Annotated in this window: 23 protein-coding genes and 1 tRNA gene; 13 read left to right on the top strand and 11 right to left on the bottom strand. The window is 43.1% G+C overall.

What is annotated here, in order from left to right:
- Positions 1-46: 46 nt before the first annotated feature.
- Positions 47-670, top strand: a complete 624-nt coding sequence (locus tag SHAL_RS11735) for a YchE family NAAT transporter (protein ID WP_012277337.1) — start codon at positions 47-49, stop codon at positions 668-670.
- 150 nt (positions 671-820) lie between these two features.
- Here SHAL_RS11735 and SHAL_RS11730 read toward each other — a convergent pair whose 3' ends face one another.
- From SHAL_RS11730 to SHAL_RS11690, 9 genes are all read right to left on the bottom strand, one after another.
- Entirely contained in the window at positions 821-2,155 is a 1,335-nt protein-coding gene (locus SHAL_RS11730) for an anti-phage deoxyguanosine triphosphatase (RefSeq protein ID WP_012277336.1), read from the bottom strand.
- Between the two features lie 20 nt (positions 2,156-2,175).
- Positions 2,176-2,763: a 5'-deoxynucleotidase gene (gene yfbR / locus SHAL_RS11725; protein ID WP_012277335.1), complete on the bottom strand. Its 588-nt coding sequence runs from the start codon at positions 2,761-2,763 to the stop codon at positions 2,176-2,178.
- A 214-nt stretch (positions 2,764-2,977) separates the two neighbouring features.
- A complete protein-coding gene (locus SHAL_RS11720; protein WP_012277334.1) occupies positions 2,978-4,192 on the bottom strand; it encodes a pyridoxal phosphate-dependent aminotransferase in 1,215 nt (404 codons plus the stop codon).
- Positions 4,193-4,546: 354 nt separating this feature from the next.
- Positions 4,547-5,107: an elongation factor P gene (gene efp / locus SHAL_RS11715; RefSeq protein ID WP_012155285.1), complete on the bottom strand. Its 561-nt coding sequence runs from the start codon at positions 5,105-5,107 to the stop codon at positions 4,547-4,549.
- Positions 5,108-5,151: 44 nt separating this feature from the next.
- A complete protein-coding gene (earP, locus tag SHAL_RS11710; protein ID WP_012277333.1) occupies positions 5,152-6,345 on the bottom strand; it encodes an elongation factor P maturation arginine rhamnosyltransferase EarP in 1,194 nt (397 codons plus the stop codon).
- Positions 6,346-6,494: 149 nt separating this feature from the next.
- Complete coding sequence (gene fldA, locus SHAL_RS11705) at positions 6,495-7,022, bottom strand: flavodoxin FldA (protein ID WP_012277332.1); 528 nt, start codon at positions 7,020-7,022, stop codon at positions 6,495-6,497.
- 57 nt (positions 7,023-7,079) lie between these two features.
- Positions 7,080-7,352 carry a LexA regulated protein gene (gene ybfE / locus SHAL_RS11700; RefSeq protein ID WP_012277331.1) on the bottom strand — a complete coding sequence of 91 codons (273 nt, stop codon included), beginning with the start codon at positions 7,350-7,352 and terminating at the stop codon, positions 7,080-7,082.
- Between the two features lie 11 nt (positions 7,353-7,363).
- The gene (locus SHAL_RS11695; RefSeq protein WP_012277330.1) at positions 7,364-7,585 is read right to left on the bottom strand and encodes a DUF2788 domain-containing protein; all 222 of its coding nucleotides are present in this window, start codon (positions 7,583-7,585) and stop codon (positions 7,364-7,366) included.
- Between the two features lie 98 nt (positions 7,586-7,683).
- The gene (locus tag SHAL_RS11690; protein WP_012277329.1) at positions 7,684-8,442 is read right to left on the bottom strand and encodes an alpha/beta fold hydrolase; all 759 of its coding nucleotides are present in this window, start codon (positions 8,440-8,442) and stop codon (positions 7,684-7,686) included.
- A 277-nt stretch (positions 8,443-8,719) separates the two neighbouring features.
- Between SHAL_RS11690 and seqA the strand changes: the two genes are divergently transcribed.
- From seqA to SHAL_RS11675, 4 genes are all read left to right on the top strand, one after another.
- The gene (seqA, locus tag SHAL_RS11685; protein ID WP_041415987.1) at positions 8,720-9,280 is read left to right on the top strand and encodes a replication initiation negative regulator SeqA; all 561 of its coding nucleotides are present in this window, start codon (positions 8,720-8,722) and stop codon (positions 9,278-9,280) included.
- Positions 9,281-9,355: 75 nt separating this feature from the next.
- A complete protein-coding gene (gene pgm / locus SHAL_RS11680) occupies positions 9,356-10,996 on the top strand; it encodes a phosphoglucomutase (alpha-D-glucose-1,6-bisphosphate-dependent) (RefSeq protein ID WP_012277327.1) in 1,641 nt (546 codons plus the stop codon).
- A gap of 236 nt (positions 10,997-11,232) precedes the next feature.
- Positions 11,233-11,403 (top strand): hypothetical protein, encoded by a 171-nt coding sequence (locus tag SHAL_RS23265; protein WP_190273598.1) that lies wholly within the window; start codon positions 11,233-11,235, stop codon positions 11,401-11,403.
- Between the two features lie 386 nt (positions 11,404-11,789).
- A complete protein-coding gene (locus SHAL_RS11675; protein ID WP_041416404.1) occupies positions 11,790-12,128 on the top strand; it encodes a hypothetical protein in 339 nt (112 codons plus the stop codon).
- A 1,001-nt stretch (positions 12,129-13,129) separates the two neighbouring features.
- Here SHAL_RS11675 and msrA read toward each other — a convergent pair.
- Positions 13,130-13,609 (bottom strand): peptide-methionine (S)-S-oxide reductase MsrA, encoded by a 480-nt coding sequence (gene msrA / locus SHAL_RS11670; RefSeq protein WP_012277325.1) that lies wholly within the window; start codon positions 13,607-13,609, stop codon positions 13,130-13,132.
- A gap of 280 nt (positions 13,610-13,889) precedes the next feature.
- Between msrA and astE the strand changes: the two genes are divergently transcribed.
- From astE to SHAL_RS11635, 7 genes are all read left to right on the top strand, one after another.
- Positions 13,890-14,927, top strand: a complete 1,038-nt coding sequence (gene astE, locus SHAL_RS11665) for a succinylglutamate desuccinylase (protein ID WP_041416402.1) — start codon at positions 13,890-13,892, stop codon at positions 14,925-14,927.
- A gap of 182 nt (positions 14,928-15,109) precedes the next feature.
- The gene (locus SHAL_RS11660) at positions 15,110-16,288 is read left to right on the top strand and encodes a thiamine pyrophosphate-dependent dehydrogenase E1 component subunit alpha (protein ID WP_012277323.1); all 1,179 of its coding nucleotides are present in this window, start codon (positions 15,110-15,112) and stop codon (positions 16,286-16,288) included.
- A 3-nt stretch (positions 16,289-16,291) separates the two neighbouring features.
- Positions 16,292-17,269 carry an alpha-ketoacid dehydrogenase subunit beta gene (locus SHAL_RS11655; protein WP_012277322.1) on the top strand — a complete coding sequence of 326 codons (978 nt, stop codon included), beginning with the start codon at positions 16,292-16,294 and terminating at the stop codon, positions 17,267-17,269.
- 9 nt (positions 17,270-17,278) lie between these two features.
- Positions 17,279-18,919: a dihydrolipoyllysine-residue acetyltransferase gene (locus tag SHAL_RS11650; RefSeq protein WP_012277321.1), complete on the top strand. Its 1,641-nt coding sequence runs from the start codon at positions 17,279-17,281 to the stop codon at positions 18,917-18,919.
- Between the two features lie 129 nt (positions 18,920-19,048).
- On the top strand, positions 19,049-20,116 hold the full coding sequence (gene nadA, locus SHAL_RS11645) for a quinolinate synthase NadA (RefSeq protein WP_012277320.1): 1,068 nt from the start codon (positions 19,049-19,051) through the stop codon (positions 20,114-20,116).
- A 190-nt stretch (positions 20,117-20,306) separates the two neighbouring features.
- Positions 20,307-22,301, top strand: coding sequence for a methyl-accepting chemotaxis protein (locus SHAL_RS11640; RefSeq protein WP_012277319.1), 1,995 nt, complete (start codon positions 20,307-20,309; stop codon positions 22,299-22,301).
- A gap of 179 nt (positions 22,302-22,480) precedes the next feature.
- A tRNA-Ser gene (locus tag SHAL_RS11635) sits at positions 22,481-22,570 on the top strand.
- Between the two features lie 162 nt (positions 22,571-22,732).
- On the opposite strand, the gene SHAL_RS23260 is transcribed toward SHAL_RS11635, so the two are convergent.
- On the bottom strand, positions 22,733-22,891 hold the full coding sequence (locus SHAL_RS23260) for a hypothetical protein (RefSeq protein ID WP_190273597.1): 159 nt from the start codon (positions 22,889-22,891) through the stop codon (positions 22,733-22,735).
- A 1,049-nt stretch (positions 22,892-23,940) separates the two neighbouring features.
- Here SHAL_RS23260 and SHAL_RS11630 point away from each other — a divergent pair.
- Positions 23,941-24,993, top strand: coding sequence for a hypothetical protein (locus tag SHAL_RS11630; RefSeq protein ID WP_012277318.1), 1,053 nt, complete (start codon positions 23,941-23,943; stop codon positions 24,991-24,993).
- The last annotated feature ends 20 nt before the right edge of the window (positions 24,994-25,013 follow it).

Raw genomic sequence — 25,013 nt, 5'->3', positions numbered from 1 at the left:
CATTTTTATGAACAGATAACGCCTTGGGCGCGTTGAGGATAAGACGTTGGATTTAACACTCTATGTTAAATTTTTTCTCGGCTTAGTCGCGATAATAAATCCTTTTGGTTTATTACCCGTTTTTGTCAGCCTAACTAGCCATCAGACTGAACTTGAACGTAATCAAACGGCTAAAGTCGCAAATTTTGCCGTTGTAGTGATTTTGCTCGTGACGATATTTGCAGGGCAACACATATTAAACCTTTTTAGTATATCGTTGTCCGCATTTAGGATTGCTGGCGGAACCCTGATTGCTATCATTGCTATGTCGATGCTTCAAGGTAAATTAGGTGAAGTTAAGCGCAACAAAGAAGAGGGGCGAGAAGCCTCGGCTATGGAATCCGTCGCTGTTGTTCCCTTAGCCTTGCCATTAATGGCAGGTCCAGGTGCGATTAGTTCGGTGATTGTTTCGTCTGCTGAGCATAACACTCTGCCAGATCTTGTCGGCATGTCACTTGCCATCATAGTGTTCGGTGTTTTGAGTTTTTTACTGTTTAGAATGGCACCGATAATCTTTAAACTGCTCGGTAACACAGGCATTAACGTGATCACCCGTTTAATGGGTCTGATCATGTTGTCGATAGGTATTGAAGTGATAGCGGCTGGTGTAAAAGGTTTTTACCCAGGCTAATAACGAGAAGACAGATAGATAAATCTACTCTGTCTTGCTAAAAAAGGCACTCAATGAGTGCCTTTTTTATTGCATTAATCTAACGAGTTTAAGGTGTTTCATATCTCTCGTTAATACTTCACGCCTGTAAGCCAAATTAGGTTTCTTGGTCTAAAACTCGCAATTAAGCTCCATCATAGAGCCTGATTTTGGACTAAATAGGTGTTGGTGTAGCCTAGCGGCAAACTCGTCTGTCATACCAGAAATATAATCCGCTATCACTCTATGACTGTTTTCACCTTGCTTTTCACTGGCAATCCAACGTTCCTGAGTATTGAGTGGTAACAAGCGCTCGGGATCTGAAATAAAGGCTTCAAAGAGCTCCATCACGATCTGATGTCCTTTATATTCAAGCATCTGGATCTCTGGCTTTCTTATCACATACTTAAACACAAACTGCTTTAGCACGTTAAGCGCAATATCGAAGGCTGGCTCTAATGCCGCATTATATTTTAATAATGGTTCATCAAACCCTTCGACTTCATTGATTGATATCGCGGTAACAAAACCATTGACTAATGTGCCGATGGCGTCTTTGCGTTGATGGTGCTTGGCAGAGAATAGGCGCAGGCTCATTGTGGCGAACTCATTTTGTAGCCATTCATCTTCGCTGTTGCATAACACTTGAGTCACGTCGTTGTGCCATTGTTGTTCGCTGACAATACCCATGACTATCGCATCTTCTAAATCGTGTACCGCGTAGGCGATATCGTCAGCAAGCTCCATGATTGAGCAATCGAGAGACTTGTATCGTGTTCGCTTATGTTGGCCATCGGCAACAGTATAGCTCGATAAAAATAACTGCTTGTCCGCTTTGGAAAGCGGCTCTAATACCCAGTCTAAGATCGCTAAGTCGTCATCGAAGATCCCTTTTACGGGCGGCCACTGAGATGGCTTCAGTTGTCGAAAATGTTGGACTGTCTCATTAGGTTGTTCACGACAGAGGCGAGAATAGGGAGCGGGATACTTTAAGATCCCAAGTAGGGTTCTACGGCAAAGGTTCATGCCATAAAACTCGGTATAGGGTTCTAGACGGGTTAATATTCGAAATGTTTGTCCATTGCCCTCGAATCCTCCGTGGGCGCGCATCATATAGTTGAGGGCAATTTCGCCGCCATGTCCAAAGGGGGGGTGGCCAATATCGTGAGCCAAACACAAGGATTCAATTATGCTCATAGAGTTGAGCAGAGGATTGAATTCAGGCTGCTTTTGCTTCAGCTGCGCTCGAATACCTGTACCTATTTGAGACACCTCTAACGAATGAGTCAGCCGGGTACGGTAGAAGTCGTTCATGCCAACGCCAAGCACCTGAGTTTTTGCCTGCAGTCGCCTAAAAGCGGCGGAGTGCAGAATACGTGCTCGATCACGCTGATAAGGGTTACGGTGATCATTGCGTCTAAGCTTGTCTTCCCCTAAACGTCTTTCGTTCCAAATTGACTGTGTCATAGCGGATCCCTTTAAAGGTATTAAAGCAGCTTATTTATGTCATCGAGATCGAGAGTGAAGCTAGGAATAAAGCACTCGACAAAATAATTGACAGCGGGATTAGGATCATCCTTGAGACTTTTTTCTAGTCTCTTTTGTGCGGTACTGAACTCTGTATTCCCTGCGCGCCTTTCTTCAAGGCATTTAAGGTAAGCACATAATGTATCGGCTGATTTCACCAACGCCTTGTATTGCGGGTCGGCATATTCACTGGTTAGCAGAGCTTGATAGTCTTGCTTAAATTCATCCGGCACCATTTCAAGCAGGCGTTGCTCGGCTATCGCTTCAATCTTTTTATACTCAGCTTCAATTTCTTTATTGAAATATTTAACGGGTGTCGGCAGATCGCCAGTTAAGATCTCGCTGGCATCATGGAATATGGCGATGGTGGCGGCTTGACTTGGGTCGTAGTTCCCATCAAATTTTTTGTTGCTAATTAATGCAAGTGAATGCGCTACCATGGCGACCTGAAGAGAGTGTTCTTGAACATTTTCAGTTCTAACATTGTACATAAGTGGCCAGCGTTGAATTAATTTCATTCTTGCTAAGTGGGCAAATAAGTGGCTCATCGCATTCCTTCTAGGCATGAAGAGTTGAATGAATTCAGATTAGCATAGTTATAATACAAAAAAACGACCCGTAGGTCGTTTTTATCAGTCTAGCAATGATAAATAATAATTTAATTAGCTACTTAGTTTTAGTTCGCGACTTAGTTCGCGACTTAGTTCGCGACTTAGTTTGCCACTTAGTTCGCTAGCTTCAATTTGATGCTACTTATCGTTGCTACTGCTTATAGTTTCCTAAGAAGTCACCGAATTCCGATAGCGCTTTGGTCAGCTCTTCTTTATAAGGCAGGAACACCACGCGAACATGATCAGGCTCCGGGTAGTTAAACGCTGAACCTTGTACCAGTAAGATCTTGCGGTCTTTGAGAAGGTCGAGAACTAAACGCTCATCATCGCGCAGGTTAAACTTCTTTTGGTCCAGTTTAGCAAAGGCATACAAGGCACCTTTTGGCGTTTTTACGCTCACACCAGGAATCGAGTTAAGCATCTCAACGCAGGCATCACGTTGTACACGCAGGCGCCCACCAGGTTGTACTAATTCGTGAATACTCTGATAGCCACCTAATGCCGTTTGGATCGCATGCTGACTTGGCACGTTAGCGCACAGGCGCATCGATGCCAGCATATCTAAGCCCTCGACGTAACTCTTAGCCGCTTTTAGATTCCCGGTGAGCATCATCCAGCCAACACGAAAGCCTGCAGCACGATAAACTTTAGATAAACCATTAAAAGTTACCGTTAAGATGTCATCTGATAGACTAGCTGCAGGAATATGTTCAGCTTCATCATATAGAATTTTGTCGTAGATCTCGTCGGCAAACAAAATCATGTCGTTTTGACGACACAGTTCAATGACTTCAAGGATCAGCTCTTTTGAGTAAACTGCGCCCGTTGGATTATTCGGGTTAATTAGAACGATACCACGGGTTCTAGGAGTTATTTTACTCTTGATGTCTTCAAGATCTGGGAACCAGTCTGACTCTTCATCACAACGATAATGCTGCGCTTTACCGCCCGAGAGGTGAACCGCCGCAGTCCACAACGGGTAATCTGGTGAAGGCACTAGGATCTCATCACCACTGTTAAGTAGACCTTGCATCGCCATAACGATCAATTCTGATACGCCGTTACCAATATAGATATCTTCGATATCGACACCGAAAATACCTTGAGACTGGTAGTGCTGAACGATGGCTTTACGCGCCGAGAACAGGCCTTTAGATTCACAATAGCCCTGTGCACTTGGCAAGTTCAGAATAACATCACGAACGATCTCTTCTGGGGCCTCAAATCCAAATGGGGCTGGGTTACCGATGTTAAGCTTTAGAATTCGATGACCTTCATCTTCAAGTCGACGGGCTTCTTTATGCACCGGACCGCGAATGTCATAACAAACAGAATCTAATTTATTGGATTTGATAATAGGGCGCATCTACACCTCGAAAATGCTGAAAATATGGGCCAAACATCTCTTTGGCTTTGTTGCAGGCACAATAGCTAAATTCAATCGACAAATAAAGGATTAAATCACTAATTTAACGCACTAAAAAAGAATATCATCTCAATTGGTGTCTGCCGCAAACTTCAATTCAGAGCATTATGCTGTTTTGGTTTGAAGTTGTAGCGCTAAGTTTGGTCTAGCTTGAAAGTGACACTATATAAAGACTAATTTATTAATCTGTTAACTCATTAGAGCGTAATCGAGCGTAGGCAGAAGATTGATGGCAAATTTCAGCCAAAAAAAAGCCAGCGTATATGCTGGCTTTATCAAAGCATGGCTTAAAAATTAAACGCGCTTCTTGAACTCGTTAGTACGAGTATCAATTTCAATCATGTCGCCAGTCTTAACGAAGTCTGCAACACTTAGCGTGCCGCCACCAGTGATGGTAGCTGGCTTCATTACTTTACCTGAAGTATCACCACGAGCCGAAGGCTCTGTGTATGTTACTTCACGTACTACTGAAGTTGGTAGTTCAACTGAAATTGCTTTACCTTCGTAGAAAGTCACTTGGCAATTTTCTTCCATACCGTCAACGATGTAAGCAGCAGCATCGCCTAGGTTTTCAGCTTCAACGTCGTACTGGTTGTATTCAGCATCCATGAAAACATACATAGGATCAGCGAAGTAAGAGTAAGTACAGTCTAGACGCTCTAGAATGATATCTTCCATCTTGTCTTCACCTTTGAAGGTGCTTTCAGTAGAAGAGTCTTGTAGAACGTGCTTAAGCTTTAATTTAACGATAGCAGCGTTACGGCCAGAACGAGTTGTTTCAGTTTTTTGAACAACCCATGGGCTGCCATCTAACATGATCACGTTACCAGGACGGAGTTCATGAGCAGTTTTCATTACACTATTTCCTATTTTAGGTTTTTCTATTTAAACGTAGTATCTTAGCTATTTTTGACGAATTGAACTAGTCGAGAAACAAGATCTACATCATTGATTGCATCGATTGGCCATTGTTTTGCGTGTTGCAATAGCGGCAAATCGACTAAATTTATTTTTTGCCAGTGGCTAGCTGTCAGTTCTTGCTGTTCATTATTGAAGGCAAGATTTAACACTTTCCAGCTTTTAGCTAATTCTGGCGGCAGATTATTACAGTAAAGCTGCATAAAGGCATCTAATTTTATTAGATGATAGTCATCTTCTTGTGCATATATGTGCCAAATGAAGGGTTTTGCGGCCCATTGGGCTCTTAAAAATGAATCCTCACCGCGCACAATATTAAAATCACAGCTCCAAAGTAACTTATCGTAACCTTCTTGATCTGTCATTGGCAAAATATGAATGACCAAATTACCAAGCTTAATCTGCATTCCTGCACTGAGTTCTTCAATAGAGCAGGGGAGAATCGATTGCAAGCTGTTAAGGCTACGCCCTTTAGGGAACAACGCATGAATAGTTTGTTCACTATCTTGCCATGTTTCACACAGAGCGAGTAACGCCTTCGTCTCATAGCTAAAAACGCTAACAACTTTATCAATCGGCTCTATGCCACTGAGCCCGAGACTTGCAAACAGATCCTGTCGATTTTGCAGATTTAATTGCCAAGCATCGCGCTTTTCAAACAGCTTGTTTTCACAAATAAGCCCACCCGTTTTAGCGGTGAACCCAGGAAAGTAAAAATACTTCTTTAAACCGCTAGCTTGCATAGAGGGTAAGCCATGGCACCCTTCTACCCAAGATTCGGCACTGAGATATTCAAGGTTGAGCCATAAAGGCGGCTTCGCTGCGCTTGAGTCGAGCTTGGATGCTTGTTGCATTGCAATTAAGCTGGTTTTGACTTGCTCGGGCAATTCACATGCAAAGGCCTCGATAAGCACATTACCAGTTTGATACGCGATAGCTAACGGAGTAGACCACTGATTGATGGTGACTCCAAAGTGCACTTGGCTAACCAGCTCAGGATCTAATGCGGGTAATATGTGTGAGAAGCTTTTTAAATCATCGACCCATAAGGTGATAGCAATAGGTTGCTCTGCAGACAGTTGCTTTGCAAGTCGCCATGTGACGCCAATGTCACCATAATTATCAACAACGGCACAAAAGATATCCCAACGTTCTGGGCTATTTTGACTTGTCATATTACAAACACTCACAGTATCAGCTCATTAGGAGTTGGTTAAATAGGTTATTGAATAGCCAATATTCATAGAGACAAAAAAGCGGCATAATAATATGCCGCTTTTACAGGAATGCGATAAAGCAAATGATGCCTTTATTGCGTGCTCCTTTAGTCTTCTAGCTCAGCTAAACACATCTCTTCATAGATCTGCTTAACCCATGCATCAACACGTGCCTCTGTTAGCTCTGGCTGACGGTCTTCGTCAATACCTAGACCAACAAAGTGTTTGTCGTCTGCTAAACCTTTTGATTCTTCGAAATCATAGCCTTCGGTCGGCCAGTGACCAATAACGATTGCACCACGAGCTTCAACGATTTCGTTGACCATGCCCATAGCATCAAGGAAATACTCTGCGTAATCTTCCTGATCGCCACAACCAAAGATTGCGACTAATTTATCTTCGAAGTTGATTTGCTCAAGCTCAGGGAAGAAGTCATCCCAGTCACATTGTGCTTCACCATAATACCAAGTTGGAATGCCAAAAATGAGCAGATCGTAATCTGCAATCTGTTCCTTGGTACTTTTGGCAATATCTTTTACCTCAACCATATTTTTACCCAGTTTCTTCTGGATAATTTTGGCGACGGCTTCGGTGTTGCCTGTATCAGACCCGAAAAAAAGACCTACTGTTGCCATTGTTGTTCCTTTAATATCTAGTTAACTATTAATGGTATGCGTGCATTTAAAAGTGGGTTAGTCACTAACCTGCTTTTGTAGTATCGATTCGATTAGTTGGCTGCGGCTGATATTACTGGCCATAGCTTGTTCATTCAAGGCGTCATACAAATCTTGTGACACCTTTAACTCTATTCGTTTTAATCCGTTCGCTCGATCACGCTGAATTTGATTTCTTTTATTGATTTTAAGCTGTTGGTCCCGTGGCAAAGGATTGCTGCGAGGCCGACCACGTCGCTTTTCTGTTGCGAACAGATCAATGGTGGTTCTATCTGATGTTTCTTTTGCCATTGAGTTCGTATTTACCCGATACCTGAGCTTTCCCAGGTCATCTGTATAATCCCTTTTGCAATAAACCCGGCGCAGCCGAGAAATAAAACTAGCCAAACGATGTTTCGCCCAAACGTTGGCACATTGCCTTGTTTGAGTACATCCCTAATGGCCATACCAATAAAAAAGAAAATGGCTGCAAAAAACAGGTTTAAGCCGAGTGCTTCAATCTGCTCCATATATTGCATCAACATTCGCCATTCCTTTCTTAGGCTAAAAAAAGTTGCGCGAATATACCATATAAGTTTTCAAGCGGCTATATGCTTTACACCTTTGTGCGGTGAAAAATGGCCTAGCCGTTTGTAATGAAATCTTTGACTACGCGGTTAAAAATGCTGGCTTTTTGAGCATGTAGCCAGTGGCCCGCACCTTCAATCGTTTTAGCCTTTACTGTAGGAAATTGTGTCAATATTGCTTGCCTGTGCTCCGCCGTCACGTAATCAGAATCCCCCCCACGAATAAACAGGCAAGGGCCGTGGTAGGATCTATTAAAGTGAGGCCAATCAATAATATTCGCGTAGTTGGCTTTAAGTCCCTCTAGGTTCATTCTCCAGGTAAAACCTTGCTCTGTTCGCGTAAGAGACTTTAATAAAAACTGCGCGGTAGCATCATCAATATCCCAAGATTGCATATGGGCGAGCGCTTGGCGTCTATCTTTAATTTCAGGTAACGGCATCGACTCTAATGCCGCGAAGACTTTATCATGACGATTTTGGTAGGCTACTGGCGCAATATCCGCAACGACAAGCTTGCTAACACGTTGTGGATATTTGAGTGCGGTTGCCATGGCAATTTTACCGCCCATGGAGTGACCAATAAGGATAGCATCTGTACAGTTAAGCTCTTCAATCAATTTGGCCATGCTATCGGCCAGCGATTCATAACTCATATTGGCAACGTGCGGGCTGCTGCCGTGATTGAGTACATCAATGCGAACAACGGTGAAGTTTTCCTCTAGTTCTTTGCCCAAAGTCTTGAGGTTATCAAGATCCCCAAACAAGCCATGTATAAGGATAACTACCGGGCCTTGGCCACTTGTCACATAATGCATTATCTTTCCGCTTACTAGTAAGTTGTGTGGCGCAGATTGTGCCTTGGTTTACGATAAAATCCAACAAAGGGCGGCTAAGTTGCCGTTTAGTGCCGAAAAAATAGACATTGATTGCCTAGTAAATAGGATCTTTCTTCTCTGGATCGCAGTTTTCATTTAATGACGCTTTATCAAGGCTCTAAACCTCGCTACACTGAGCGGATAATTCGGGACAGTTATGCGATCTTTTGCATTTAAGAACACCGATCCGCTTTTCTACTTAAGGAAGATAACCGTTATGAAATATATCGAAGTTGATGAAGAGCTTTATCGACACATCGCCAGCAAGACTGAACATATTGGTGAGAGCGCTTCGGATATTTTGCGCCGTATATTGGGATTACAAGTTGAATCAGTGGTTCAAGATGCACCTGAAGAGATCAGTCATCCTAGCCTTGAACGAGTTTCACCTAAGCCAGTTAAAGTCGCTAAAGTGATAACTAAGATGACATCTACGGCTGTTTCTGATTTTACAAGTTTAATCGATGCCGATGTATTGGCAGCCCAAAAGGGCGCTGTAGGCCGTTTTCTATTTATTCTCGATACGGTTCATAGAGCATCACCTGTTCAGTTTGAGCAAGTGTTACAAATTCAAGGACGTGACCGCTTATACTTTGCGACGTCAAAAGACGCACTGTTAAAAGCCAGTAAGTCAGCGAATCCTAAAGAGATTGGCCAAAGTGGTTTTTGGGTAACGACAAACAACAACACCGCTAAAAAACGCACCATACTTTCAGAAGTTTTGCTGCAGTTTGGTACTGATGAAGCACAAGTTACCGATATCATAGAGAAAATCTAACGCCGTATCGCGTTAATGTAAAACATTTAAACTTGCCGTGCTTAACGTCATCACGGCAATAAAAGGAGAAGGAACTTGGCTACACACAAGAGAGCTGGATTGATTGCTGAGCAAAAGGATTTGGTCAATATCCCAAAACTCGTTAGCCTATATTATTGCTTAACACCCGATGTGAATGAGGTTAGCCAAAAGGTCACGTTTGGCACGTCGGGGCATCGCGGCAGTGCGGTACAAAAAAGCTTTAATGAAATGCATATCCTTGCTATTGCACAAGCGGTTGCTGATTATCGAAAACAAGCCAATATTACGGGTAAGTTGATTTTAGGTATCGATACTCACGCTTTATCGCAGCCTGCAGCCATTTCGGTTGTTGAAGTATTAGTTGCAAACCAAATCAGCGTTGTGGTCCATCAAAATGATGGTTTTACCCCCACACCAGTGGTGTCTCATGCGATTATTTGTGCCAACAAGAGTCCCGCCGAGGGCTTGGTTGATGGCCTAATCGTGACACCTTCCCATAACCCACCGCAAGATGGAGGTATTAAATATAATCCGCCTCACGGTGGGCCCGCAGAAGGTGAGATCACCACTTGGGTGGAAAACCGAGCTAACCAATACTTAGCCAGTCAGTTGGATGGGGTTAAGCGTGTCAGTTACGCTCATGCAGTAGAAAGCCAGTACTTGCTTGAGCAAGACTTAATTACTCCTTATGTCGAAGATCTGTGTAATGTCATCGATATGCAGGCGATTGCAGATGCTAAGATCCGCTTGGGCATCGATCCTCTCGGTGGGTCAGGGATCCATTATTGGACTCCGATTGCTCAGCATTACGGGATCGATATCACTGTGCTTAACGAGAAAGTCGACCCGAGTTTTAGCTTTATGCCACTCGATAAAGACGGCAAGATCCGCATGGACTGCTCGTCACCTTATGCGATGGCGGGGTTATTAGCGCATAAAGATAATTTTGATCTTTGTTTGGGTAATGATCCTGACTTTGACCGTCACGGTATTGTCTGTCCAGGCAGTGGATTGATGAATCCAAATCATTTTCTTGCGGTTGCAATTGATTATCTGCTAACCCATCGTCCTAACTGGACCGAACAGATGGTGATCGGTAAGACTTTAGTGTCGAGCGCGATGATAGATAAAGTCTGTGCGATGCATAATAAGCAAATGTCTGAAGTTCCGGTGGGCTTTAAGTGGTTCGTTGAGGGACTTGCCAATAGCGATTTTGCCTTTGGTGGCGAAGAAAGTGCAGGCGCAGCATTTTTAAGAACCGATGGCAGCACTTGGTGTACAGATAAAGACGGATTTATTTTGTGTCTACTGGCCGCTGAAATGCTTGCCGTGACAGGTAAAACACCTCAGCAACGTTACGATGAACTAGAAGTTCAATTTGGTAAGAGTTTTTATCAGCGTATTGATAGCCCTGTGAGCCTAGAAGACAAAGCTAAGTTTTCGACGATCTCTGCTGATGCAATTGTTGCTGATACCCTAGCGGGTGACACTATATTACAAAAACTGACTCATGCCCCAGGTAACGGCGCAGCCATTGGTGGCATTAAAGTCGTAACAGAGAAAGGCTGGTTTGCTGCTCGTCCATCGGGTACCGAAGCCTTGTTTAAGCTTTATGGTGAAAGCTTCGTAAGCCTAGAACATTTAACTCAGTTGCTAAAAGATGCACAGCAGATTGTGGCTGCTGCATTAAGATAAATGGATCGTTTGTTATTTAGAGTCAAGTATCAAACGCAGTAGGCACCTTTGATAGCTTGAGCATATAGCTTGAAACCTTTGGTGCATGAGGGATTGCAAAATCCACTGTCCACACATCGAGCACAACAGTTAGGACATAACAATAAGAAGCCCCAATTTTGGGGCTTTTTCATTTGATTTATAGCCTGTTGCTGAATGTGCGCACACTTCAGTGACACGGTGAGTAAAGCGAAGAGTTGGGTTACGAACAAGAAGCATGGATGCTGAACTGGCCATTAGATATGGATATCGTTGCAAGCACATCTGATCTTAATTGTCCTTATAGCCTCTACGACAGCTTCCCTGCTATCGAAGGTCACTGCCGTATTCACACCTCAGCATTCATCACATCGAATTTGCTTCTTTAATTCGCTTGGTGATCACAACCGCGGAGGGCTTCGTTCAACTCATTTTTGGACATTTTCAATTTAGAAATCGAACCACCACGGCTAAATAAATGCACCAATTATCCAGTGTAGATGCGGCCGTGACCGTCCATGACATGGACGTCATGGTCGAGCTTCCAAGGACGGACTTGCTGCGTGTCACAGCAGTATCTGCACATACCCCGCTGGAGGCGATTAGGTACACCTTTACTCAAAGGTAAACACACTTTGGGGCAAAAGCGTGTTTCAAGTTGGCCTAGTGAATGTCCGGAAATGGCACAGAATTACCGCCTTTAGCAACTAAATCTCTACTACGTTCTGCCCTTGATAGTGATAGAATCTCGGCATCAGAATTACCGAGACACTCTATGTATATCCATCATGTTAACGGCATCGACTGGCTGGTGATTACAGCTTTTGAAGAACTGAAAACTTTATTTATCGAAGAAGCCGGTGCGATCCCCTTTTGCTTCTCTACCGCCAGCAAATTGAACCTGATTGTTCAAGCCAAGCGCACTTATGGATATTTGCCTACACTCAGCGGCGTAATCACCGATACCGGCATTTATCAAAGTCAGGATAACGAAGAAGATTTGAACCCACAGCTTGCCTGCTTGGTTGAAGGGCGTGGTCGGGTATTTATCTATCACGGCGGCTTTGTGGCTTTTGTGGATGACAAGCAAACCTTTATTACTCAAATGGACTGAAAATTATTCAGTAAGGTGAAATCGGCGAATTGGCATCCCTAGCCGTTCATCCGCAAGCGTTTCGCTTTTTAACAGGGTGCGGGAACCTAGCTTCAATAAGATATGCAATGCTGCGGTTAACTGGCGAGCTGTATCCCTAGCAAGGAATGGGGCATTTCCAAGCTAGCAATCAAGCCACTACTCCCTAAATGAGACACCAATTATTTAGTGCAGATACGGCCGTGACCGTCCATGATATGGACGTCATGGCCGAGCTTCCAAGGACGGACTTGCAGCGTGTCACGGCAGTGTCTGCACATAAGGTCGTTCCTTCACATCCATGTGATCACGACATTCGGACATCCTGTCCAGCACCCGCTGCAGGCGATTAATAACTCTAAAGCAACAGTGCAGAACTCGCTACCCTGTAGTCACAGCACAGATAAAAATGCAATAAGCCTTCATTAGAAGGCTAACCAACTTTGGGGCAAAAGCAATTCACCACGGCGAATATGGCAAAGCCATGTGCTAATAAGCGAGAGCTAGGGATAGCGAACTGGCTGTTAAACAAGGATGTTATTGGAACACGAAGATCACGGAGAAACGCAACAGTCGAGGCCAGTTAAACTCTTCATCTTTACCTCCGTGTTCTTGGTGAAAACGCACCGCTTCGTGGTGAAATTCGCGCTATAGAATATCCTATTTGCTCAAATTGAATAACGATACCTCTTGTGATGATTTTTTAATGGGTAAAGGGGGCAGGTCTTGTATTTTGCACCTCACATTAGCTGAGTGATGGCTAAAGTTGATAAACAGGATGTAAACAAACTTCTTTCCTAGCTAACTAACGCTTTGTGCATGGATGTTTACTAGGGTAGGGGAGATTAATATTTTTTAGCCATAAACAGGTAAATGTAGTTCCTGCATACAGTAATGAGTTTCATTATGGAATCTTGAGTGCCTTTTGATGCGTTTTTATAATTGAGTAAGGAATATCAATTATGACTCGCTGTTTGTCGGTATTAATAACTGATGTGACAGCTAGGCAAGTCATTCTTAGCTAAATAATCTTGATGATACTCTTCGGCTTGATGAAATTGCTGGCAAGGGACAATTTCGGTGACCACTTGTCTCGCTCCCCATTTTTGGCTTTTTATCAACGCGAGTTTTGAGTCCTCTGCCTGCTGTTTTTGCAGCTTATCGTGGTAAAAAATAGTACTTCGATATTGATTACCTATGTCGCCACCCTGTTGATTCAGGCTAGTCGGGTTATGGTTTTGCCAAAATACATTGAGCAAATCATCAAAAGAAACGATATTTGGATCGTATTCCACTTGTACGACTTCAGCGTGACCAGTTGTACCTGTTTTAACCTCTTGGTAGCGAGTGTAGTGGTCCTTGCCGCCCATATAACCGCAAGTACAATCAATGACACCTTCGACTTCTCTAAAGAAATATTCAACTCCCCAAAAACACCCTGCGCCGAATGTAGCCACTGCCATAGTTTTCCCCTTACCACTGTTTCTGAATATTGATGACTTTTTATCACAGCCACTTAGATGGCTAGACGTCTTAATCTTGTTTTGTTTTTTCCCTTTATGCAAGCAAAAAAATGCATGGCTGATGATTTGTTGTACTACCGAGGCTAAAAAGGACACGAGATACATGAGTCAAATATGCTACTATCGCTCCCAGAATTAGCGAGGCTAGGTATTACAAATGCCCGTGGTATTTGAAATTTCTGCCAAAATAAAGCTGACATCGATAAATAAGGAGAAGTTTGTGTTTCACGAATTGAAACAGTCTAAGGACTTTTTAGCGCTGACCCTGGCACATCCACAATATTTACCAGAAACTTTTGAGTTTGAGCTTGATAACCTGATCCGTGTAGAAGTTTGGGATACAGGTGTCATCATGTTTGAGCCGCTTAACGCTAAACATACCAAAGATATCGTATTGTCTTGTGCGGTCCACGGAAATGAAACGGCTCCGATTGAACTGTGTAATGATCTTATGACACAACTACTGAGTGAGAACATTGCACTAAAACAGCGAGTGCTTTTTCTTATTGGTAACCCACCCGCTATCCATAACGGTACGCGCTTTATCGATGAAAATCTCAATAGGCTGTTTAATGGCGCATACTCTCGCGGTGAAGGTTTATGTAACCCTGAGCGTGTGAGAGCACAAAAACTTGAGCAATATATCGATAAGTTTTTTGCGTCACAGTCAGGCGAACGCCACCGAATGCATTACGATCTTCATACTGCGATTCGTGCTTCTAAGCATGAAAAGTTTGCGATTTACCCTTATCGCGCCAATCGTAAATACAGTAAACAGCAGATTATGTTCCTAGAGTCTTGTGGTGTAAATACCATTTTATTCCACCACGAACCCACCACAACGTTTAGCTATTTTTCCTCTGAAAACTATCATGCCGATGCATTTACCATTGAACTCGGTAAAGTGTTTCCTATGGGGCAAAATGATATGACGCGCTTTATCGCGATGAAAGAGATGCTAACACTATTAATGAAGGGGAAAGACCTACAGTTACCCGACTTCGATATGAAACGTTTAAACCTGTATCAGGTTTGTCGTTCGATAAATAAACATTTTGATGATTTTGAATTTAGTTTTGCTAACGATGTAGAAAACTTTACCGCATTTCCAAAAGGATTCACCTTAGCGAAAGAGGGGGGTAAAGAAGTGAAGATTGAACATGAGTTTGAATCTATTGTTTTTCCAAATGCCAAAGTGCCAGTAGGCCAAAGAACGGTATTGTGTTTAAAGTCAGCAGATGAAACTCTTTTAGAATAAATTCAAACTGAATAACTGTGCATGTAAACCAATATATACATGCACAGACATGCTTAGTTATGTTTCAATGATGGGAAGTGTTGAGAGTTAGTTTACGTTAACGTAATGTTCTTCCCGCGTATTAAAATAGCAAGGCGTCGTATTTAGTCGTTTAGCGGCACCATCAATAACAAGAGCACATTATGAGCAACGCAACAACGAATGCAGAAACAATCCATCGCGTGAGCTTTCTTGATAAAGACTCACTGTCGATCCCGATTTTAAAAGTATTACAAGCTGACGGTACCGCCTATGAAGGTGCCGTATTACCCGTAATAGACGAAAATTTAGCAAAAAAAATCCATGATACTTGTGTGTTTACCCGAGTGTTAGACGAGCGTATGTTGGGGGCTCAGCGTCAAGGCCGTATTAGCTTCTATATGACCTGTACTGGTGAAGAGGCTTCTATTATCGGCAGCACCGCGGCTCTTGATGATGGTGATGTGATCTTGGCGCAATATCGCGAACATGCAGCAATACGCTATCGCGGTTTTACCACTGAACAGTTTATGAACCAGATGTTCAGTAACGAAAAAGATTTTGGTAAAGGCCGTCAAATGCCGATCCATTACGGTAGCCAAGAACTTAACTATCAAACGATTTCATCACCGCTTGCGACTCAAATCCCACAAGCAACTGGTGTCGCCTATGCCCTTAAAAGGCAGGGCAAGCGCAACATTGCCATCTGTTATTTTGGTGAAGGTGCTGCCTCTGAAGGCGACTTCCATGCAGGCCTGAACATGGCTGCCGTTTTGAATTCTCCGGTTATTTTCTTCTGCCGTAACAATGGGTATGCGATCTCGACCCCAACGGAAGAGCAGTTTAAAGGTAATGGTATTGCAAGCCGTGGTGTGGGTTACGGTATGCATACTATCCGTGTTGATGGTAACGATATGCTGGCAGTACTCGCTGCAACGCAGCAGGCTCGTGCATATGCGCTAGAGCATAACGCCCCTGTACTGATTGAAGCCATGACTTATCGCCTAGGCGCGCACTCTTCATCAGACGACCCGTCGGGTTATCGCTCAAAAGATGAAGAGGCTAAGTGGCAGCAACACGATCCGGTTAAGCGCTTCAAACTGTGGATGATCAATAAAGGTTGGATGAACGAGCAAGAAGATGCCGATCTTTATGTGAAATACCGTGAAGAAGTGTTATCTGAGCTCAAAGTGGCAGAGAAAGTACCAACTCCTCATCTAGATAGTATCATCGAAGATGTCTACGATACGCCAACACCAATGCTTAAGAAACAGTTAGCACAGTTGAAAGAACACGTAAAAAAATATCCAGAATCCTATCCAAAAAGCGCAGGGAGAGTATAAGCCGTGGCTCAGATGAATATGTTGCAAGCCATTAACCAAGCGCTGAGCTCGGAAATGGAATCAGATGAAACAATGACAGTGTTTGGCGAAGATGTTGGACACTTTGGTGGGGTATTTAGAGCGACTTCGGGTCTACAAGAAAAGTTTGGACGTGACCGCTGTTTTAATACGCCGTTAACCGAACAAGGTATTGCCGGTTTCGCTAATGGTTTAGCGTCAAATGGTATGACGGCAGTGGCTGAAATTCAGTTTGCCGATTATATTTTTCCAGCGATCGATCAGATTGTGAATGAAAGTGCCAAATTTAGATACCGTAGTGGTAATGAGTTCGATGTCGGCGGACTAACATTTAGAACCCCATATGGTGGCGGGATTGCAGGTGGCCATTACCACTCGCAATCGCCAGAAGCTTATTTTACTCAAACACCGGGGCTCAAGGTGGTTGTGCCACGTAATCCTGAGCAAGCCAAAGGCTTATTAATCGCGTCAATTCGTGATAAAAACCCAGTGATTTTCTTCGAGCCTAAGCGTCTATACCGCGCCTCAGTAGGCGAAGTGCCCGAGGGCGACTACGTTATTGAATTGGGTAAAGCAGAAGTGGTGAAACAGGGTTCTGATATCACGCTTCTGGGCTGGGGCGCCCAGATGGAGGTCCTTGAGAAGGCGGCAGAGATGGCGGCCAAAAAAGGAATTTCTTGTGAAATCGTCGATTTAAGAACGCTTTCTCCATGGGATATCGATACCGTCGCTGCCTCAGTTAAAAAGACCGGTCGTTTACTGATTAACCACGAAGCCCCTTTAACGGGTGGTTTCGCAGGCGAAATAGCCGCGACAATCCAAGAAGAGTGCTTCTTGTACCTTGAGTCGCCAATCGCCCGTGTTTGTGGTCTCGATACACCGTATCCTTTGATCCATGAAAAAGAATATATGCCAGATGCGTTAAAGACGTTTGAAGCGATCAAAGCTTCGGTTAAATTTTAGGAGCCAGCCATGATTAAAGATTTTATCCTTCCGGATATCGGCGAAGGCGTTGTCGAGTGTGAGCTGGTCGAATGGTTAGTACAAGAGGGTGATACTGTTGTTGAAGATCAACCTATTGCCGATGTGATGACTGATAAAGCATTAGTACAAATTCCAGCGCCTAATGCTGGAGTCATCACCAAACTTCACTATGCAAAAGGCGAAATCGCTAAGGTGCATGCACCGCTTTATTCTGTTGATATAACAGAAGAGGGACAAGCTGCACAAAACGATACCGCTGTGGCTTCGGTAAGTGGTGCTGGCATGACTGCCGAAAGTGAAAGCGCACAGGCAACTAATACAGAAACTAATACAGAAACTAATACAGTAACGATAGGCTCTGGTGTCACGATTGAAGAGTTTTTGCTGCCCGATATAGGCGAAGGCATTGTCGAATGTGAACTGGTCGAATGGCTAGTTAACGAAGGTGACATGGTTGTTGAAGATCAGCCTATTGCCGATGTGATGACCGATAAAGCCTTAGTACAAATTCCCGCGATTAAAAGCGGCAAAATTGCTAAGTTACATTATCGAAAAGGTCAGTTGGCCCGTGTACATGAGCCACTATTTGCCATTGAAGTTGTATCCGATGTGGTCAGTGTCAATGCATCAGAGCTAAGTGACACCAATACCACTGTCGCTAATGCATCTGTAACGACTAATGAATTTGTACCACAAGGTAAAGCGTTAGCAAGCCCTGCGGTACGACGATTGGCCCGTAGTCTAGATATTGATATCTCAACAGTTGTTGGCTCTGGTAAAAATGGCCGAGTGTACAAAGAAGATGTTGAGCGTCACCAGACTGGCGGCGCAGCTGCGCTTTCAACTGCTTCTAACTCAGTAAGCACGCCTGAGCCAGCAGCACAACCCACTGCTGCTGTTGAAAATACACAAGTTAAAGGTCAAGCTGATAGAGTAGAGCCTATAAAGGGCGTCCGCGCGGTGATGGCGAAGATGATGATGGAGTCGGTATCGACGATCCCACATTTTACCTATTGTGAAGAGTTTGATCTGACCGACTTGGTTGCTCTGCGTGAAAGCATGAAGAAAAAGTATTCATCAGATGAGTTAAAGCTCACCATGATGCCTTTCTTTATGAAGTCTATGTCACTGGCACTGGCTCAATTTCCAGACATGAACAGCCGAGTTAATGCAGACTGTAGTGAGCAGACATATCTAGCAAGCCATAACATAGGTATGGCCGTTGATTCTAAAGTTGGCCTACTGGTGCCTAACGTCAAAGATGTACAGGATAAAACGATTCTTGAAGTCGCAGCTGAGATCACGCGTTTAACCAATGCTGCGCGAAGTGGCAGGGTATCACCAGCGGATCTTAAAGGTGGCAGTATCTCTATTTCTAATATCGGCGCATTAGGTGGCACGGTGGCAACACCCATCATCAATAAGCCTGAAGTCGCGATCGTTGCCTTAGGTAAACTGCAAGTGTTACCACGCTTTAATGAAAAGGGTGAAGTTGAAGCGCGTAAGATCATGCAGGTTAGCTGGTCAGGGGATCATCGCGTTATTGATGGTGGCACCATCGCTCGTTTTTGCAACTTGTGGAAACTCTATTTAGAGCAGCCTCAAGAGATGTTGTTAGCCATGCAATAGGCTACAAGCATTTTGTAAAATGGCGCTAGTGATAGCGCCTTTTTTATTTCTATTATCCTCGTAGTAGTTTTAAATTTGTGAACAATTCCGTATAATTCCGCTAATCTGTTATTGCCCATTGGTTGTACTATGAGCGCGTTCGCCCCAATTATCGAAAATATTGATTATCCTTTTCCACCAAAGCCTGCTCCCTTATCTGATCGTGAGAAAGCTGAATCAAAAGCAAAAATTAAGCAGCTTTTAAAAGAAAAAGATGCGGTTTTGGTTGCGCATTATTATACCGACCCAGAAATTCAAGCCTTAGCGGAAGAGACTGGCGGCTGTGTTTCTGACTCATTAGAGATGGCTCGCTTTGGTCGCGACCATCCGGCTAAAACATTGATTGTTGCTGGCGTTAAGTTTATGGGGGAAACCTCAAAAATCTTAAGCCCTGATAAAACGATTCTAATGCCAACGCTTGAAGCGACATGTTCGCTCGACCTTGGCTGCCCAATAGAGACTTTCAGTGAGTTTTGTGACGCACACCCAGACCATACCGTGGTGGTGTACGCTAACACCTCGGCGGCAGTAAAAGCGCGAGCGGATTGGGTGGTTACCTCAAGTATTGCCCTTGAAATTGTTGAGCATCTAGATAGTGAAGGTAAGAAAATTATCTGGGGGCCAGACCGTCACTTAGGCAGCTATATCGCTAAGCAAACGGGTGCAGAGATGCTGATGTGGCAGGGCGAGTGTATCGTTCACGATGAGTTTCAAGCCAAGGCCTTACGTGAGCTGAAGAAGCTACATCCAAACGCCGCGGTTTTAGTGCATCCAGAATCACCTGCTAGCGTAGTAGAACTCGCTGACGCAGTCGGCTCAACCAGTCAGTTAATCAAAGCCGCACAAACGATGGATAACGATATGTTTATCGTGGCAACAGACAAAGGTATCTTCTATAAGATGCAGCAGGCCGCACCTGATAAAAATTTAATAGCTGCGCCGACTGGCGGTAATGGGGCGACGTGTAAGAGCTGCGCTCATTGTCCTTGGATGGCCATGAATGGTCTTAAGGCGATTGAAAGTGCGCTAGAGAATAGTGACTCACAGCAACATGAGATCTTTGTTGATGATGCGCTGCGGCTCGATGCCCTCAAGCCATTGGATAGAATGTTGGACTTTGCAATGACTTTGAATATGAAAGTCAAAGGTAATGCTTAGAATTCAACCTGTTATTTCAATGTTTTATATAACTGCATAACTTATGCAGTTGTATAAAACTTGATCTATAACAATAAGCTCGTTAATACGGGCTTATTTTTTGAAACAAATTTAAAAAAATATTTACCTAGATGAAGTTTCGACTATGCTAAGGCGATAATTAATAATATTTAAATAGGTTGTTTTGCGAATGAAACTAACTTTTATTAGTAGCCTCACTTTAAAGCAGAAATTTCTGATTGTTATCCTACCCCCGCTATTGGTTTCTATAATTTTTGGTGGACTCTATGCGAAAACCCAATACCAACTTAAAACGGAGCTTACCGAGGTTCTTGTATTAAGTGAGTTAGCGGTTAACAACAGTAATCTGGTCCATGAACTCCAAAAAGAGAGGGGAATGAGCGCCGGATTTATCGGTTCAAGCGGGCAATCTTTCGCGCAAGAGCTGGCAAAGCAGCAACGCGCAACTGATACTCTGCTACAAAGTTATCAGCAGTTCCTCAATCTTAATGCCCTACCTGCCGCCTTTTCGACACAGATTACAACAGTGGAGTCATTAATAAAGCAAATTCCAGATATCCGAAATCGTGTTAGTAATTTGTCTATTTCAGTAGCAGAGGAAGTGAAGTTTTATACTCAAATAAATGCTCTGTTATTGAGTATTGTCGATTTAACTGCGATTAATGCTGCTAACCAAGAGATAGCGATCCGTTCAGCAGCGTTTGCTGCTTATCTACAGATGAAAGAGAGAGCGGGCTTAGAAAGAGCGGTGCTGAGTTCGACCTTTGGCAACCAAGGTTTTAAAGACGGGGTATACCGCAGATTTATTACTTTAGTTGCAGAGCAGGAAAGTTATCAAGAACGCTTTTTAGCCTTGGTCGATAAGCAAAACAGCAGTAAATACCAATCTTTATTGAGTTCGACAGAACTTCTCGATGTCAACCGATATAGGGCAATCGGATTCGAACAGTTAGCCAGTGAAATAGAAGGGCAGAAACCGGAGCAGTGGTTTCAGGTATCGACTAAACGCATCGAATTGTTAGCCCAGTTTGAGCATCAATTATCGCAGGATTTACTGATGGTGACTAAGCAGCGCTTGTCGTCAGCTACACAAGGATTTTATATTAGTGTATTGAGTCTCCTGTTTGCAGCCACAACCGTGTTATTACTCTCGTTTTCGGTGCTGCACTTTATACACCGTAGTGTTGCTAATTTACATAACTCAGTAACGAGCGCCAGAACAAATTTCGATCTCAGCGTTAGAATAGAACAGCACAGCAAAGATGAGTTTGGCGAATTAGCAGGCGCCTTCAATGAAATGATGGCGGATTTTGAACGTGTGATCGAGCATGTTCGTAAAAACTCGACCTCTTTATTGACCGCCGTCTCCAAGATGGAGCAATGCTCTACTCAACTTCGCACCGATGTCGAACAGGGACATGGAGAAGCTGAGCAGGTTGCCTCTGCAATGACTGAGATGAGTGCTACCGTCGCTGAAATCGCCATAAACGCCGAGCGTGCCTCTGAAGCTTCAACCCAGGCCAATACCGAGGCCAAAGAGGGCTATGCCGAGGTGGGCCGTACGAGTGAGTCGATTAGCGTACTTGCCGACGATATCCGAGGGTCGGCAGATGCGCTACAAAAGCTTGAGCAAGATATACAAAGTATTGTTGCCGTGTCTGATGTGATAAGTGGTATTGCCGAACAGACTAATCTGTTAGCCCTTAACGCCGCGATTGAAGCCGCGAGAGCAGGCGAATCCGGCAGAGGCTTTGCGGTTGTGGCTGATGAAGTTCGTAGCCTCGCGCAGAGAGCCCAAAGCGCTACAGGGGACATAAAAGCCATGACCGATCGCCTCCGTAGTGGTGCTAATATTGCGGTATATGCGATGGAGCGTGGTATGAAGCAGACAGATGATAGCGTAGTAGAAGCATCCAGAGCCAGCGCAGAGCTTGATAAAATTGTTAATCACATAGGTGTCATCGAGAGCATGAACGAACAGATTGCCGCCTCGACTCACGAGCAATCAGCCGTTGCCGAAGAAGTGAACGTAAATGCGCTTAAAATTAGTGAGATCTATTTGCAAACCCATAGTGTTGCAGATCAGCTTAGCTCGCTAACAGACCAGTTAGTGCAAGACACCGCCGAGATGTCAAAAGAGGTTAAAAAGTTCAAGTTGAGCTAATTCCCTCAATAAAATGAGGTAACTGGCTAGCAATTATGCAAACGTTTGAGATTACGGCTATTTGTCTTGACGCAATTGGGCCTTTTAAGTAAAGTAGCGCTCCGTTGACCAAGCAAATAATCGATTAACGGTTTTTTGTTAGCAACCGTGGTGCTTAAACACGTAAAAGATATTGCATCGGTGAGCTGGCTGAGTGGCTGAAGGCGCACGCCTGGAAAGTGTGTTTAGGTTAATCCCTAACGAGAGTTCGAATCTCTCGCTCACCGCCATATTAGAAGAGCCCGTTATCGCAAGATAACGGGCTTTTTGCTGTCTAAAATCTGCTTACAGCACAAGTCTAACCGGGCAGCTTACTTTGTAATTTGATTATCATGTGCTTGAGTGTGGCCCTTAAAGTGCAAGCCCATTGCAATCGCTAGGTGCGTCGAGCCCTAATGCGTCCATAAATAAGACGCATCACCAACCCAAGCGTGATTAGCTTGTTCTGTATGCTTTGTCGTTTCCTTGTAAGCTTGGCGCTGAGTGACGACTAGACCGAGCTTTGAGATAATGGTTCTAGTGCGATAACGACTAATACTGACGTTTTGCATTCATGAGCTCCTCGATTGATTATCGTATTATCAACAGTTAAGTTATGCATAACAATTAGACAAGATTAGTCGTGGTACGGTATTCGGTAGTCCCGACTAAAAGCAGGGAAGAGAGTCTACCTCCATTTTCATTCATCCTGACAACCTTTCTTAGTGCCAGTCGAATGGTTATATCCGTTTTCAAGTATTGGTGAAGTTCAATAGCGATATATTAAACCAGTAAATAAGCAGTTTTAATATAGATGTAGTTTAATTGGCAATTCCGGCAACATATTAACGATGTCTGACTAATTTATCAAAGGGGAACTATCCTCTCAATCTATAGCGATTAGATTCAGTTTGTCACAGAAACTGCAATGATAATGTGAATATGATTAAAAAATAAATAGAATTATTAACTTATGGTCTAATAATACATATTTCATATATGGGTTACCACGAAGACTGTGGTTTTATGTTTAGTTTTGTAGGATGTAGTCAATTACCATTAACCATGTTTTTTTCACGAGTCATCAATACTACAGTTTTTATAGTGTATGGAATATCCATTTTATCTATTCTTCATGGTTAAACTAGTTTGATTTATTCCGATTAGGTTAAGGGGTAAGTTAATTAGTTTTAAGTTAATAGCTTTAGCTCGCGGCGATTTGCGTTATTTAATTTTCATATTATTTTCTCTGTCAGTATTAATGCATCATTTGTAATAATTAATGATAAAGTATGATGCTCGCCTCGATATCGACGTTAAATATAATATTAGTAATATAAAAAACACCAGGCAGTCTATTCAATTGATTAAAAAAGTAAGCATTAAATATCATAAACACATTACTTTAAGTTCAGATTGAAAGTGATGAAGAAAAGATGTCTCGATAATGAAGTGTGATATCGCTCGTGTATTTTATTGGTTGCGAGTGAGATACTTCAAATAGTTGATGCTTGTCTTGATTACTAACATTAACAATTCACTCTGCTCGCATTAAATGGATCACATCCTATCCATTAGGATTGATAAATAAAATTTTGGACTCAATACGGAAGTAGTAGCAATGTTTAAAAAAACAATCATTGCAATAACCTTGTCATCTTCATTTGCTATGGGGATTTCACAGGCTGCAACAATATATAACCACGATAATGGTGACACCCTTAATATATATGGTGAAATGGGGGTCGGTGGGCACATTGGTGCTAACAGTGATTACAATCACGATGAGTTTTTTGATACCAAGGGTTATGTGGATGACTCTTTTGCTACATTAGGAGTAACAGGTAAACAGTCCAATTTCTTATATCGTCTGGAAATTGATTATCAACGTGAAAACTGGTTAGGAGGTAGTGGTGAATTAGCTCTTGCTATCGATAAATTATATTTAGGATATGCTTTCGATGAATATCAATGGATTGAATTCGGTTTAACCGATACGGCTTTTGATGATTATGACCATTTTGGTGACTTGACTTTTAACAAGTCGATAGAAACTGGAGAGGCTGGTGATCAAGAAAATACCGTTAAATACCAAGCCGAGTTTACTAACCTACGATATGGCGTGTCATATACATATGAAGGTGAGCACAAAGCTGGCTTCCTTCAAGGAGATATTGTCAATGGTTATATCGGTTATTTCTCTGACTATTTCTCGGCAGTAATAGGAGCAGAAGCTCGTGGTGGTTCTAATGGTATTAGTCAATATGGTGAACAACAGTTGTTAGGACTCGGTATGCGAGTGTCAGTATTACCGAAACTTATGTTGGGCTTTAATGGATTTATCGAAGATGAAGATATTGCTACCCGTAAATCTGGTGATACTTATTTAGAATATGAGACCTTCCGTAATTATGGAGCAATGCTGTCTGCTAAATACCAACTAAGCGAAAGCTGGGAGATTATCAGTTCTTATAATTATGAAAGTTATGAAGGCTGGGATATCGAAGGACCTAATTATGATTATGAAGAACTTCCTCCTGTTTTCGGTAAAGATCGGATTTGGGGCAGTTTAGGTTTTAATTTTAGCCCAGCTAATAATATCGTACTTTCTTTAGAGGGTCGTGTTGGGGAAGCTCCAGAAGCCGCTTATGCCTATGCCCGAGTGTACTTTTAACCGGGTCTATACCAATTATA

The sequence above is a fragment of the Shewanella halifaxensis HAW-EB4 genome (genome assembly GCF_000019185.1).
Lineage (GTDB): Bacteria > Pseudomonadota > Gammaproteobacteria > Enterobacterales > Shewanellaceae > Shewanella > Shewanella halifaxensis.
This window is presented reverse-complemented; position numbering and strand designations above follow the sequence as displayed.